The 13387-nt window shown below is 60.7% G+C and carries 13 protein-coding genes; 5 read left to right on the top strand and 8 right to left on the bottom strand.

All coding sequences use genetic code 11. The annotated features are described in order from the left end of the window. On the top strand, positions 1 to 302 hold a 302-nt coding region (locus BLW08_RS12895; protein WP_139244896.1), incomplete at its 5' end, for a DUF4192 family protein. Positions 303 to 456: 154 nt separating this feature from the next. Here the strand turns inward: BLW08_RS12895 and BLW08_RS12890 are convergent. After that, the gene (locus BLW08_RS12890; RefSeq protein WP_302846905.1) at positions 457 to 1263 is read right to left on the bottom strand and encodes an amino acid ABC transporter ATP-binding protein; all 807 of its coding nucleotides are present in this window, start codon (positions 1261 to 1263) and stop codon (positions 457 to 459) included. After that, a complete protein-coding gene (locus BLW08_RS12885; RefSeq protein WP_091325558.1) occupies positions 1263 to 1979 on the bottom strand; it encodes an amino acid ABC transporter permease in 717 nt (238 codons plus the stop codon). The genes BLW08_RS12890 and BLW08_RS12885 overlap by 1 nt, the downstream gene beginning before the upstream one ends. A 274-nt stretch (positions 1980 to 2253) precedes the next feature. Here BLW08_RS12885 and BLW08_RS12880 point away from each other — a divergent pair, with 274 nt between their 5' ends. From BLW08_RS12880 to speB, 4 genes are all read left to right on the top strand, one after another. Continuing rightward, positions 2254 to 3246, top strand: coding sequence for an Lrp/AsnC family transcriptional regulator (locus tag BLW08_RS12880; RefSeq protein ID WP_091325557.1), 993 nt, complete (start codon positions 2254 to 2256; stop codon positions 3244 to 3246). Positions 3247 to 3892: 646 nt separating this feature from the next. Then, a complete protein-coding gene (locus BLW08_RS12875; protein WP_091325555.1) occupies positions 3893 to 4753 on the top strand; it encodes a transporter substrate-binding domain-containing protein in 861 nt (286 codons plus the stop codon). A gap of 49 nt (positions 4754 to 4802) precedes the next feature. Next, positions 4803 to 6125, top strand: a complete 1323-nt coding sequence (locus BLW08_RS12870) for an aminotransferase family protein (protein ID WP_091325552.1) — start codon at positions 4803 to 4805, stop codon at positions 6123 to 6125. A gap of 2 nt (positions 6126 to 6127) precedes the next feature. Beyond that, the gene (gene speB, locus BLW08_RS12865) at positions 6128 to 7219 is read left to right on the top strand and encodes an agmatinase (RefSeq protein ID WP_091325547.1); all 1092 of its coding nucleotides are present in this window, start codon (positions 6128 to 6130) and stop codon (positions 7217 to 7219) included. Positions 7220 to 7815: 596 nt separating this feature from the next. Here the strand turns inward: speB and BLW08_RS12860 are convergent. Genes BLW08_RS12860 through BLW08_RS12835 form a run of 6 tightly spaced genes read right to left on the bottom strand, consistent with a single transcriptional unit; the run spans position 7816 to position 13387 of the window. Further along, on the bottom strand, positions 7816 to 8511 hold the full coding sequence (locus BLW08_RS12860; RefSeq protein WP_091325545.1) for an SDR family NAD(P)-dependent oxidoreductase: 696 nt from the start codon (positions 8509 to 8511) through the stop codon (positions 7816 to 7818). Beyond that, positions 8501 to 9763, bottom strand: coding sequence for a sialidase family protein (locus BLW08_RS12855; protein WP_091325541.1), 1263 nt, complete (start codon positions 9761 to 9763; stop codon positions 8501 to 8503). The genes BLW08_RS12860 and BLW08_RS12855 overlap by 11 nt, the downstream gene beginning before the upstream one ends. Positions 9764 to 9767: 4 nt before the next feature. Further along, on the bottom strand, positions 9768 to 10571 hold the full coding sequence (locus BLW08_RS12850; RefSeq protein WP_091325540.1) for an HpcH/HpaI aldolase family protein: 804 nt from the start codon (positions 10569 to 10571) through the stop codon (positions 9768 to 9770). A 43-nt stretch (positions 10572 to 10614) separates the two neighbouring features. Then, on the bottom strand, positions 10615 to 11604 hold the full coding sequence (locus tag BLW08_RS12845; RefSeq protein ID WP_091325539.1) for an aldo/keto reductase: 990 nt from the start codon (positions 11602 to 11604) through the stop codon (positions 10615 to 10617). A 36-nt stretch (positions 11605 to 11640) separates the two neighbouring features. Next, complete coding sequence (locus BLW08_RS12840) at positions 11641 to 12471, bottom strand: ATP-binding cassette domain-containing protein (protein WP_091325538.1); 831 nt, start codon at positions 12469 to 12471, stop codon at positions 11641 to 11643. Further along, a complete protein-coding gene (locus BLW08_RS12835; protein ID WP_091325536.1) occupies positions 12464 to 13387 on the bottom strand; it encodes an ABC transporter ATP-binding protein in 924 nt (307 codons plus the stop codon). Before BLW08_RS12835 ends, BLW08_RS12840 begins: the two co-directional genes overlap by 8 nt.

Raw genomic sequence — 13387 nt, 5'->3', positions numbered from 1 at the left:
TGTTCGCTTTAACCGAAACGGCGCCTCAATGGTCACGGATCGAATGGGCCCAACAACTACTCATCCACGCCTACACCAGAACCAGCCCCCAACACGCAGCACCCATCCTCACCACCATCGGATACATCAACTGGTGGGAAGGCCGAGGATCCAAAGCACACCAATACATGCAACTCGCTCTCGACACAGACCCCGGCTACCGCTTCGCACGCCTAACCGATCAAATGCTCGGAGCCGGAATCATCGCCGGCTGGAACACCAACAAAAACACCGCCTACAAAACCCGACTCGACATGCCATAAGTTACTGTGTCCGAGTCCGGAAAGTTTCAATGACGTTGGCCAGTCGCGCCCAAAGAAGAACTTATTCCCAAAACGGGCCTGGGAAGCAGCTGCAATGGGGCCGTGTCCAGCCATCGTTCGCGACTTTTCCTGCGGACCCCGCGGCGGAACGCGGCTACGAGACGTGGGTGAGGAATTGGCGCGTGCGTTCGTGCTGGGGGTTCTCAAACAGTGACAGTGGGGCGGACTGTTCGAGGATTAGGCCAGCGTCAAAGAAGGCGATTTCATCTGCTACTTTTCTTGCAAAGGCGATCTCGTGTGTAACGATGACCATCGTCATCCCTTCTGCGGCCAGCGATTCCATGACCCTAAGGACTTCGGAAACCAATTCAGGGTCCAACGCCGAAGTTGGTTCGTCGAAGAGCAAAGCACGGGGCTGCTGAACCACTGCTCGGGCTATCGCAACTCTCTGCTGTTGCCCTCCTGAAAGCTCTGACGGGTAGTGGGAGCCGTGGTTTTGCAGGCCAACGCGGGCCAAAGTTTCCATGGCCCTTTCTTCTGCTTCTTTTTTGTGCCTTTTTGTCACTACCACCTGCGCCAGCATCACGTTCTCGAGGGCTGTCAGGTGTGGAAACAGATTGAACTTCTGGAAAACCATACCTACCGGCCGCCTTTGCCGAGACAGAATCCGCTCGGGGGCAGGGCGGCTGGAACCGTTCTGGTGAGCGCGAGCCCCTACGAGGTCGCCATCTAGGTGGATGCTCCCGCCGTCGGCGTGTTCCAGCAGTGCCAGAAGCCGCAGCAGCGTGGATTTGCCCGATCCCGACGGGCCGATAATGGCCTTCACCTGACCCTGGTGGATGTCATAGTCCACTCCACGGAGCACTTCGTCGTGCCCATAGCGTTTGATGATGCCTCTGGCGCTAATGACGGGTAGTTGCATTTTTCCCTCCACTGGGCTCTTGGTTGTCGTCGAGTGCATCACTGGGCCACCTTGATCCGGGCTGCGCGGGCGGGGAGCTTTCTGCTCCATCGGTACTTGATTTCGACGTTACGCTGCACGAACATCAGGATGCTTACAATGATCAGGTAGTAAATCACTGCTGCTGAATACATCTCGGCGTAGCGGAACGTTTGGGCGATTCGAGCTTCGGCCGTTGCCAAAAGCTCAGTTAGAGAAATAACACTGGCCAGGGATGTGAACTTGACCATTCCTATGAACTCGTTGCCTGTGGGTGGGAGCGCCACTCGAATCACCTGCGGCAATGTTACTTTCAGCATGACCTGAGCAGGTGTCATACCTAGCGCCCGGCCGGCAAGCGCCTGACCGGAGTCAACACTGTTGAGAGCAGAGCGCAAGATCTCGGCCATGTAGGCAGCTTCTGTCAGGCTGAGTCCAATGAGTGCAGCTATGAAGGGGGTAAACCATTCACCCCTTAGGGGCGTAATGACTTGTGGGAGAGCGTTCCAGATAACGAGCAGGATGATCAGGGTAGGGATGGCACGAAAAAACCAAACATAGGCGCCGGACAAGGATCGGACCACTGGATGGCTGGACATCCGGACCAAGGCCAATAGGAAGCCGAGCAGGACGGCGAGCAGTTGCGCCAAGATAGCCAGGACAAGGCTGATTCCTGCTCCAGCTGCAAACTCGCTTGAGAAGAGAGCACTAAGGAAAAGATTGAAATCGAAACTCATAATTTGGTTCCTGAGGTGGGAAGTGAGAGGGTTTCGGCGACCGACCCCCGGCCTTGCATGAAGCTATCTGCGGACGGGATTTATTCAAATGCTGCGATCTAGATCACTATAAGTTCATTATCAACAGTCTGGCAACTGTTATTTGCAGAATCGACTGCTCCTCGTAGGCTAGGAGTGCACGGCTAGCGCGACTGAACGGACAGGCTGCGCGCCCGGTATCGTTAGTCAGGCCCAACCTGCGGTGGCGCAGCTTCTCAGATAGGATCTAGCGGCAATGACGCAACTATTAGCCCAGAGCGGCCCCGATGACTTAGATCTCGCTGTCATCAGCGCCCTACAAGAGGACGGTCGCGTCTCCTATGCTGACTTGGCATCCCGGACCGGGGTAACCCCTGACGTGGCAAGAGGCCGAGTCTTGAAGCTAAAGGAGCTCAACGCGTTCCGTGTCATGGGCGTTAGCACGATGGAACGCATGGAGTGGGGCTTCTTCGCAAACATAGGCCTGAACATAAGCGGTCCTGTCGGACCTGTCGCCGACCAGCTCATTGCGCTGCCCCAGATCGCCTTCTTGGTTGAGACGGCTGGTGGCTTCGACCTCATTGCAGAGGTTAACGCACGTGACAGGGCTGACTTCTTGGAACTTCTCGACTCCCAGGTGAGGTCAATTCCGGAGATCACGACCACGGAAACGTTTATCAACCTTACGTTCAGCAAGTTCGAGATCCACAGCCGAAAACCGGCACGCTCTCAACGCAACATTCCAATATCACGTCCAAATTGGGGCGTCACCACGGTTGCGACTCCGCCGATGGTGAGTCCGGGTCGGCTCACCGATGAAGACAACATCATCATTGATGCCCTGACCAATGACGGGCGCATATCATACCGGGACCTGGCAGAGATGGCAGGAATGAGCTACGCAACTGCGCGGCGGCGCGCAATGGCGTTGATAAATTCCGGCGTGGTGGAAATCGTAACCGTCATCAATCGCGAGGCCCTTGGCTTAGGCGTTTTCGCTCATGTCGGGTTGAGATGGGCGGGCAACGCAGCTGAGGCAATTCAACAGCTGTCAGAGTTTCCCGAGGTTGAAATGCTCAGTCATTGCTTGGGCCGTTTTGATGCGATAGCAGTGATCGGATGCCCGGACGTCGATTCCCAACTTGACGTCGTCGGGCGCCGGATCCGTGAGGTCTCCCCGCTCCTCAGCCTAGAGGTGTATCCCTGGCTCAAGATGCTCAAAGTTGGTACGGACGTCCGTTTCGGCTAACCCCTCCAGAAAACACAATGGCCCTGGGCAGCTGGCCCAGCGTTTTGACGTCGTAACAGCAATCGCGGGGCAGGGCTGCGGTCGCAGGCTTGAACCCTGGTCGTGACCTTCAAGGCTGGTATTTAGTCGATCTGTGCAGCCAAGGGCAGCCAGGGCAGCCAAGGTGAACCGATCGCTTGGTCAGAACTGACATGCGCCGTCGCATCACCTGATGGGCCGACGCTCCGGCCCTTGAATGCGCTGCGGCAGTTCGAGAGTTCCCCTCCCTAGCGGGTGTTATCACCGTCTAGGGTCCGGCCGTCCCGCCATGCCGTCGGCCGACACTGCGGCGTGCTCTCTCGGCAGGCTATCGCCTGGCTCAGCGGACCGCGTCTGCTTCAGGAGAAATGGCCGACTCCCGCGCCTTGGCAACTCCCGCAGATCCGAGGTGAGCTGGCCCGCTCCCGGGCGACCTCGCAAAGCCCTCACCATTACGGGCGAGCCGTAGCCAACAGGTCGCTGACACCGGCTTACAGTCAGAGCCTTGACGATTATTCCACGGGCTCTATGCGTTCAAAATGATCATTACCTATTGCCAAACCTCATATTTTGAATGTAAGTTGTCACACACGTTCTGTTTCTGCAGTTTTCTAAAAAGGACTGACTGATGGTACCTGCTTCACGGATTACGGCTTTTACGACTGGCGCCGCCGCTCTGGCGGTGGTTCTTGCGGGTTGTGGCAGCGCATCGACAAGCACTCAGAACACTGCGGGAGCGCCGGAAGGTCTGACAACACCCGGACAGTTGACCGTGTGCTCTGACCTGACCTACCCGCCTATGGATTACTTCGAGAACGGGACGACCGGCAAGGAAATAGGTTTCGACATGGATGCGGCCCGGGCAGTGGCGAAAGAATGGGGAGTTGAGCTCAAAGTGTTGAACACCGCTTTCGCAAGCACCATCCCCGCCATGGAAGCAGGACGGTGCGACGTTGCCTGGAGCGGACTTTTCATAAATGACGACAGGCTGGCAGCAGCTGATGCTGTTCCGTATTTGGCATCTTCGGTATCGATCGCCGTTCCCGCTGGTAACCCAAAAAACATCAAGTCGCTCGACGATTTGGCTGGCCTCCGGGCAGCAGTATCCGCCGGCGGTGCAGTGAGCAAGCAGCTTCGCGCCGCTTCAGAGGACTTGGTCAAAAAGGGGCTAAGTCCGGCCAAGATCAGTGAGTATCCGGGAGGAAGCGAGTACGCAGCGCTCATCTCCGGCAAGGAAGACGTCGCCGTGGACCTTGACATTGCGGTCAGACTCGCAGCTGAGAAGAGCGGGAGTTTGGAAGAGATTTCCGGCGCCTTCCCAGGAACAACAAATTTCGGTGTCTACGTCAAAAAGGGCAGCAGCATGGGACCTGCAATCCTGACGGCCTGGTCCAGCGTCGTTAGTTCCGGTGAGGCGGCCAGGATCGCCAAAAAATACAACATCAGCGAGACCAACGTCGTCACGCCCACAAGCGTCTTGTCCCGCTGATCTTAGAACTCTGGTGAACACCCCAACCATCTGAAAGAACAAGATCACAATGATTCAAGCGAGCCATGAGGCCAACGCCTTCGAAAGCGCTCACTGGCGTCCGTTTTCGCCAATCCTCGGCGGCAGCACCGAAACTGTGATTATCGATCACGCAGACGGTGTGACGGTGACCGACGAAGACGGCCGCAGCTACACCGATGCAACTGCAGGCATCTGGTATGCGCACGTCGGCTTCGGCCGAGCAACCATCGCCGATGCGATGCGGAAGCAATCCGTGAAACTACACGCCTACTCGACCTTCGGTGACTACAGCAACGGACCGATCGAACAACTTTCTGCCGAGCTGGACGAAATTGCACCAGTGCCCGGGTCGAAAATCCTATTCTCGAATGGTGGCAGCGACACAGTGGAAACGGCAATCAAGTTGTCCCGCCGATACTGGTTCGAACACGGTCTGCCGCAAAAACAAGGGATCGTTTCGAGACGCGGCTCCTACCACGGAATGCATGTCACGAGCACCGGAGTTTCGGGAATCGACTCCAACAAGGCTGGTTTTGGAGACTTGGGTCCCGGCTCCCACCAGATCGACAGGGACGATGCCGAGGCCCTGCAAAGGGTCATAGACACCGTGGGCTCGGACCAACTCGCGGCCTTTATCGTGGAGCCCATCGTAGGAGCAGGTGGAGTTCACTTCCCGACACCCGGTTACCTCCAGCGAACAGCTGAAATCTGCGCAGAGAACGACATCCTCTTCATCGCGGACGAAGTGACCACAGGCTTCGGTCGAGCGGGTCACTGGTTCGCCAGTACCCGCTTCGGCGTTGTTCCCGATATCCTCCTTGTTGCCAAGGCCATCACGAGCGGATACTTCCCTCTCGGAGCAGTAATCGCTACACCCAGAGTAGCTGCGCCTTTTTCCAATTCCAGAGAACGGTACCTCGCTCACGGCTACACATTCAGCGGTCACCCGACTGGTGCCGCCGCGGCGCTCGAAAACCTGCGAATTATCCGGGACGAGTCCCTTCTTCTTCGGGGGCAGGAGCTCGAAAGGCTAATGGCCAAGTTCCACTCACTCGAGTCGTGCTCCGTCGTTTCGGCAGTCCGCACGGGCGAGGGCTTCCTCGCGGGAATCCAACTCGACCCGCAGGCCCTGGCTGCAGATAGCCATTTAGGGCAGAAAGCAGTCCGTGCTATCCGAGCCCGAGGCGTCCTTACCCGCGTGAGCGCGGTCGGGTCTCTGCAGATATCGCCAGCGCTGGTATCCACCCCCTCCGATCTGGACACCATCCTCAATGCATTCACTGAGGCTCTTCACACGCTCGAACCTGGACTCCCTACGCACGCAGTCCTCGCCCGGAATAAAGGACGGTAACAATGACCACGAACGAAAATACAGTCAGCAACGGACTCACAGCCACCACCTCAACGGCCCCCGGCGTAACTAACCCACATGCGCTTCCGAGATATGCGGGCTTTGCCACGTTTGCGCGCCTTCCCCGAGCCGAAGACCTGGACCGAGCGCCGGACATTGCCATTGTTGGAGTTCCTTTCGATTCAGGAACCACCTACCGTCCCGGAGCTCGGCTCGGCCCTGCCGCTATCCGTCAGGCAAGCCGAATTCTCCGACCCTACAACCCGCACCAGAACGTTTATCCATGGTCGGACGCAGTTGTAGCCGACGCCGGAGATTTCGGATGTACCCCGTTCAGTACCCAGGAAGCAGTTACACAAATCGAGGCGCAAGCCCGAACCATGATCACGCAATCGACGCGAGTGGTAGCCATCGGCGGAGACCACACGATTGCCCTACCACTTCTGCGGGCCACGGCCGCAGTGCATGGTCCAGTGGCACTCGTACACTTTGACGCTCATCTAGACACCTGGGACGTGATTTTTGGCGAGAGCATCCACCACGGGTCTCCCTTCCGACGGGCTCAGGAAGAGGGGTTACTGCTGAAAGAACCCCTCGTCCACGTCGGCATCCGAAACTCGCTGCAGTCACGTCATGACTTGGACGCGGACCGCGACCTTGGGTTCCGTATTGTTTCTACCGAAGAGATATCGCGGGCGGGTACGCAGGCCATCGTTGACGATCTCCACCTCCGACTGAAGGGCCTGCCGGTTTACCTATCCCTGGATATTGACGTCATTGACCCTTCTCACGCACCCGGGACTGGCACACCGGAACCCGGCGGGCTCTCCTCACGCGAGACTCTCGAAATAATTCGAGGACTGAGCGGGCTCAACATCGTCGGCGCCGACGTCGTCGAGGTCTCTCCCCCCTTTGACCACGCAGAACTCACGTCACTATCCGCCTCCCAGATCGTTTACGAGTTCATCAGCCTCATTGAAAGCCGCAATCGCGATACCCGAAACGACAGCGCTTACGCATCATCGTCGTTGCTCGTAGATGAACAAACAGAGTCAGGCTCCTCAGACGCTAACCGCGGCGCATTCGTCCACTAAGTCCTGCTGGAGAACAAGGGCCTGGTCCTTGCCGGGCTGGGACACCTCCTGGCCATTGACCAGGACATACTCCCGCGTTGGGCCGGGTGAACCCGGCCCAAGGTCAAGGGGTCATCTACCGAACTGCTGGGACCGACCTCCAAGGACCAGCGTTGAGTGGTCGCTTGCCTCTTGGGAAAAATCCCCCCGAAACTCAAAGGGAGGGACAGTGCATCGACGCTATATGCTGCCATGGCCGCATTTAGCGTCGGCGCCTTCTTCTGGAAACAAAGCTTCCTTCAATGAGGCCCGTGTCCAGGAAGACGCCAACTGTGGTGACGAGCCGACCAAGCTCAAGCGCACAGAATGCGCTATCTATCCTCACCGGCACCACATCAACTGTTGGGATGGCCAAGGTTCCAAAGCACACCAATACATGCGACTCGCCCTCGACACACACCTAGTTACGGCTTCGCACGACTCTCTGACCACTTACTCAGAGTCGGCATCATCGCCGCTTGGACAACCAACAAAAGCAGCGACTGCAAACCCGGTTCGATATGCCGTAAGCCCGACTGTCCCTCGCTTGGAAAATGTCGATCACCCCACGACTGTGCCTAGAGCGAGGCACCACCGCAGATCACGTAGTTCTGGCCCGTGATCGACTTGCCATGCGGGCCCAGGAGGAAGGCGGCCAAGGCGGCTACATCCTCCGGGTCTACCAAAGCACCCAACGCGGGCATCCGCACCGGGGTGGCAGCTCGACCGGGGTCGTTCAGCATGGGGGTATCAGTGGGACCCGGAGACAGCACGTTCACTGTGATGCTACGCGGCGCCAGCTCTTGCGCCCACGTCCTGGCCAATCCCATCAGAGCTGCCTTGGTTGCCGCGTACTGGCTCTTTCCCGGTGACCCCGTCGAGGTGCGGCTTCCCAGCAGTACGATCCGACCGCCGTTGGGCATTAAGGGCACCAGTGCATTGGCAAGCACAGAGGCCGCACTCACGTGCACGGCGAACATCCCGGAGAGCGCGGCCGGGTCCAGTTCCCCCAAGGCCGCGGTCCGTTGGAACCCGGCGGCGTGCACCAGGGCTTCCACCGGCCGTAAGTCGCTGACTGCAGAAGCCAACGAATCAGGGTCGGAAAGGTCCGCTTGGAGCCACTCAAACTTTCCCTCCAGCGAGGTCGGGGTCCGGCTCAACCCGGTCACAGACCATCCGTCTGCCAGCAGGCGGCGGGTGATGGCCATGCCGATTCCCGAGCTGCAGCCTGTGACTACCGCGTGCTGCCCGGGCAACACTGGCTCAACCGTCATTGATCGCCCCGTCGTCCAGGCCACCTGGCGTTTGCGTGCCCTCGTAGGCCCATTGCGGGTCTACCCGGACGTATTTGATGGCCTGCCGGAAGTACGTGTACGCGATGTTGAGCGCACCGTCCGGGCCTTGGTGGATGGACGGGTAGGAGTACTCGCGGTTGAGTCCGTCACGGGAGTTGTTGGACAGGCAGTACCCGTCCCCCACGTCCAGGTTGCGGCGGATGGGCCAGGTGCGCCCGGAGTCTTCGGAGATGGCCAGGGTCATGGGAGACCGCGGGGTTCCCCAGAAGGCCTTCCGCGAACCGTCGTCCTCCACTGCAGCAGCGTCCGGCTCGGCGAGTTGGCCCTGTTCCTCGGCCAGGCCGTCGTCGTCGATTTCGTCGTACAGCGACAAGCGCCGCTCGGTGGATGCGCCTGCCCGGCTGTGGTTGTACACCAGGGCCAGGCGGCCGTCCGCGAGGGCTGTGAATTGGATGGAGGAGTTGTTGTTGGGCAGTTCTGTGGGGACTGGCTCGCTCCAGGTGGTCCCGTCGTCGGTGGAACGGGACTCATAGATGGAGTCGGCCCAGCGGCTGCGGAAGAGCGACAGCAGCGAGCCATCCGCCAGGGGTTGGATGTTCATGTGGACGCAGCCCTGGCTCCCGGGCAGGATGCTCTCGGTCCACGTGGTGCCGGCGTCGTCGGAGATCATCACGGCACTGTCGTCGCTGTTGCCTACCCATTTCTCGCCCGGTGTAGTGATGCACCGGAAGATGGGGATGATCAAGCGGCCGGATGGAAGGGCTACGGGCAGCTGGCGAACGAACACTCCGCCGGTTTGATTGGCGGCGAACAGCACTTCAACGGGTCCCCAGGTGCGGCCGCTGTCCGTGGAAATACGACGCCGGACCTCAGCTGTGTCCTGGTTGCCCGCCTTTTGGGCGGTGTACAGCAGCCAGAGCGCACCATCAGTGTTGGTAAACAGGATGGGGTTCTGCTCCGAACGGGTGGAGTCGTCCGAGAGCTGCGCCGGTTGGGACCAGTGGCTGCTGCCCGGTTCCAGGGCGGAGAACCAGATGGAGATATCCGGCACGCCTTCCTGGGTGCCGCCGAACCACACGCAACCCAACCGGCCGTCCGGCAGGGTGAGCAGGTTGGCGGCGTGGCTCTGAACCGTGGGCGCAGGCAGGTAGGCGAAATCGGCGCCGTCGGCCCGCTTGACAGCGCCGTCCGGAGTGACGGTGCTGTACGCGTCGGTGGTGGTGTTCTGCATGGGATTAGCTCTCTTTGGTTCCGGTGGCGCGGGCGGCGTCAGAGCGCGCGGCGTCCAGGTGGGACTTCGCGATTTGTTCCAGGTGCGTCAGGTCCGAGGCGATGGTGGTGAAGGTGTAGCCCTGTGCCAGCCGCTGCGCAGCCACCGTGCCTGCGGGTGTGTGGATACCGGCGGCGATGCCTGCGGAGGCGGCCGCTTCTGCAATGGTCTCCAGTGCGGCGTTGAATTCAGTTTCGACGGCGGGGTCCCCTGGGAAGGCGCCGCCCACGGCGATGGCCAGATCCGACGGTCCAACGTAGATGCCGTCCAGGCCAGGGGTGGCGCAGATTTCCTTGACGTTTGCCAGACCTTCCGGGGTCTCGATCATGGCGAAGACCATGGTGGTTTCGTTTGCTTCGGCGGGCTTGGGGCCGATCCGCAGTGCAGAGCGCATGGGACCGTAGGAGCGGCCACCCAGCGGCGGGTACTTGGCTGCCGCCACGGCGGCAGCGGCGTCTGCGGCGCTGTTGACAAGCGGGACGATGACGCCCACGGCGCCGGCGTCGAGCGCCTTGCCGATCGCTGTGAAGTCGTTGGCTTCCACCCGGACCATACCCACGGCGGTGTGTCCGGCGTCGATGGCCATCAGTCCGTTGAGCACGCCCGAGTAGCCGAGCAAGCCATGCTGCGCGTCCAGAGCCACGTAGTCGTAGCCGAGCCGGCCGATGCGTTCGGTGGCCACGGGCGCGTCCAGCACAGCCCAATAGCCCACCGCCTGCTCACGGGTGCGGATCTTGCGGGCGAATTCGAGGGCCAGTTCGGAAGTCATCAGAGTCCTTCAGTCAGATTCGGTTCAGTAGGTGTGGAGTGAGTCATCGGTTGTAAGCCGGCATGGGGCCGCGCAGCGAGGTTCCCACGGCATCGCAGGCCTCCACGACGTCGGCTGGCAGCGGTCCGTTTGCCACGGCGGCGATGTTGGCGCGGAGCTGCTCTACCTTGGACCCGCCCAACAGCATGGACCCCACGCCCTTGCGGTAGGCAAGCCAGCGCAGCGACAACTCGGCCAACGTGATGCCGGCATCATTGGCGATGCGGGACAGTTCCCCGATCGCATCGAACAGTTGTTTGTCCCAGTACCGCTGCGTGTACATTGCAGCGAGCTTCGAGTCGCCGTAGCGACCCTCAGTGGGCTTGGCGTCGAAGCTGTGCTTACCGGTGAGCAGGCCGCCGCCCAATGGGTTGTAGACCATGGTGTGCACGTTGTGGGTCGCGGCAAATTCGAGGTACTCCTCCTCCAGCCGGCGGGCCACCAGGTTGTACAGCTGCTGTGCGACGACAGGCTGCGGGGCTCCCACTTCGCGTGCCGTGTGGATAACGTCGGCGATCTGCCAGGCGGCGAAGTTGGATACGCCGAGAGCCCCGATTTTGCCCTCGGCAAAGAGCTCGGCCACCGTGGATAGGGTCTCAGATAGTGGCGTGGCCCGGTCCGGCTGGTGCAAGTAGAAGAGGTCAATGCTGTCCACACCCAAACGACGCAAGCTTCCCTCCACGCTGGCCCGCAGCCCAGCAGGCGACAACGGAGTATTGGAGCCATGGTCCCCGTGCGGCATGCCGGCTTTGGAAGCCAGTACGACGTCGTCGCGCTTTCCCTTCAAAAGCCGTGCCAGCATCTCTTCGGTGACGCCCCCAACATAGGCGTTGGCAGTGTCGATGGTGGTGATGCCGGCGGCAAGCGCTTCCTCCACCATCCGCCCGGCGGTGGCTTCATCGACGGTGTCGCCGAATGTCATGGTCCCCAGGACCAGCCGGGAAATGGGAAGTTTCAGGCCATTCACTTGGGTGCCGTAGGGCTGTGTGCTCATGCGTTGATTCCTCATGGTTGCGTCGTTCAAGGGGGTTTAGGCCTGGTTGGACAGGGCCAAGGACCGGACCAGGTGTCGCGGTTTCAGGCCCGTCATGGTGGAGGGGTCCAGGGCGGCGCGGCGAAGCTTGCGCGTGTAGGCCTCCTTCGGGGCGGTCAGGACGGACTCAGTGGAGCCGTGTTCCACCAGCCTGCCCTTCTGCATCACCATGACGCTATCGCTGATCTCCTGAACCACGCCAAGGTTGTGCGAGATGAAAACGTAGGTGATGCCGGTTTCGTCCTGGATGGACTTCAGCAGCCGCAGCACCTGCGCCTGAACGGACACATCCAGGGCGCTGGTGGCCTCGTCGCAGACCAGAAGTTCGGGCTTGGACGCAAGGGCACGGGCGATCCCGATGCGCTGGCGCTGGCCGCCGGAGAATTCGCCCGGGTGTTTGTCCAATGAGCGGACGGGCAGGCCCACTTGGTCGATCAGTTTCGCTGCTGCCTGTTGTCGTTCGGCCCTGGACCGGACACCCTGCAACTTCAGCGGCTCGGCGACGATCTCCTGCGCGGTCATGTGCGGGTCCAGCGAGCCATAGGGGTCCTGGAACACCATCTGGAACCTGGAGCGCATGGGCCGCAACTTCGCCTCACTCATGGACGCGATGTCCGTGCCGTCCAGGTCGATTCGCCCGCTGGTGGGAGCCACCAGGCGCATCAGTGCCTTGGCAATGGTGGACTTGCCGCAGCCGGATTCACCTACGACGGCGATCGTCTTGCCTTTGTCTACGGAGAAGGACACATCATCTACGGCACGGAAGGTCCCACCGGGTACGTGGTAATCCACCACCAGGTTTTCGACGGCGAGGAATGGCTTACTCATGGGTTGCTCCGGTCTGGGTCAGGGCTTGGCTGCTGCCGGCGGAGGCGGCCTGCGTGGGGCGGGATCCGGGGGGTGTCTCGTCCCACGGACCCAGCACGGGCACGGCGGCCAGCAGTTTGCGGGTGTACTCGGTGGCGGGGTGGTCCACGATCTGCTGGACTTCGCCCGACTCCACAAACGCGCCGTCCTTCATCACGTGGATGCGGTCCGAAATCAGCCGGGCCACGCCGAGGTCGTGCGTGATCATCAGGATGCCGATGCCGCGCTGCTCCTGGAGTTCCAGCAGCAGGTCCAGGATGCCTCCCTGCACAGTCACATCCAGGGCCGACGTCGGCTCGTCCGCCACCAGGAGTTGCGGCTCGCTGGCCAGTGCGATGGCGATCAGCACACGCTGCAGCATGCCGCCGGAGAGCTGGTGCGGGTATTTCTTAAGCTGCTTCTCCGGTGTTGGAATGTGCACCTGCTCCAACAGCCGGACGGCGCGGGCCTGCAGCGCACCCTTGTCCTTTGCGGACGCGGCCCCTGAGATCCGGATGGCTTCGAACAGCTGGCTGCCGATCGAATGCACCGGGCTCAGCGCAGTCATGGGGTCCTGCGGGATCAGGGCGAGGGTCTTGCCTCGGACCTTGTTAATCGCCTTGGGGTCGGCGGTGATGTCGACGCCGTCAATCAGCACTGTGCCGGACAGTACGGCCAGGTCCTCGGGCAGCAGGCGGAGGACGCCCATCGCCGTCGTCGACTTCCCGGAGCCTGACTCGCCGATGATGGTGACCGTCTCGCCCCGGTGAATGCTGAAGCTGACGGAGTCCACGGCACGGACGATTCCGGCCTCGGTGATCAGCTCCACCTGGAAATCGCGGACTTCCAGCAGCGGCTGCTCTTTGAACGCGGGCTGCGATGCGGGTTGTGCAGTCAT

It is taken from the genome of Arthrobacter sp. cf158 (assembly GCF_900106835.1).
Lineage (GTDB): Bacteria > Actinomycetota > Actinomycetes > Actinomycetales > Micrococcaceae > Arthrobacter.
This window is presented reverse-complemented; position numbering and strand designations above follow the sequence as displayed.

Excerpts from the sequence above, each read along its gene's own strand:
- BLW08_RS12885 (WP_091325558.1), bottom strand. The coding sequence starts at position 1,979 with ATGAGTTTCGATTTCAATCTTTTCCTTAGTGCTCTCTTCTCAAGCGAG.
- BLW08_RS12860 (WP_091325545.1), bottom strand. The coding sequence starts at position 8,511 with ATGACGGTTGAGCCAGTGTTGCCCGGGCAGCACGCGGTAGTCACAGGC.
- BLW08_RS12855 (WP_091325541.1), bottom strand. The coding sequence starts at position 9,763 with ATGCAGAACACCACCACCGACGCGTACAGCACCGTCACTCCGGACGGC.
- BLW08_RS12850 (WP_091325540.1), bottom strand. The coding sequence starts at position 10,571 with ATGACTTCCGAACTGGCCCTCGAATTCGCCCGCAAGATCCGCACCCGT.
- BLW08_RS12835 (WP_091325536.1), bottom strand. The coding sequence starts at position 13,387 with ATGACTGCACAACCCGCATCGCAGCCCGCGTTCAAAGAGCAGCCGCTG.
- BLW08_RS12880 (WP_091325557.1), top strand. The coding sequence starts at position 2,254 with ATGACGCAACTATTAGCCCAGAGCGGCCCCGATGACTTAGATCTCGCT.
- BLW08_RS12890 (WP_302846905.1), bottom strand. The coding sequence starts at position 1,263 with ATGCACTCGACGACAACCAAGAGCCCAGTGGAGGGAAAAATGCAACTA.
- BLW08_RS12875 (WP_091325555.1), top strand. The coding sequence starts at position 3,893 with ATGGTACCTGCTTCACGGATTACGGCTTTTACGACTGGCGCCGCCGCT.
- speB (WP_091325547.1), top strand. The coding sequence starts at position 6,128 with ATGACCACGAACGAAAATACAGTCAGCAACGGACTCACAGCCACCACC.
- BLW08_RS12845 (WP_091325539.1), bottom strand. The coding sequence starts at position 11,604 with ATGAGCACACAGCCCTACGGCACCCAAGTGAATGGCCTGAAACTTCCC.
- BLW08_RS12870 (WP_091325552.1), top strand. The coding sequence starts at position 4,803 with ATGATTCAAGCGAGCCATGAGGCCAACGCCTTCGAAAGCGCTCACTGG.
- BLW08_RS12840 (WP_091325538.1), bottom strand. The coding sequence starts at position 12,471 with ATGAGTAAGCCATTCCTCGCCGTCGAAAACCTGGTGGTGGATTACCAC.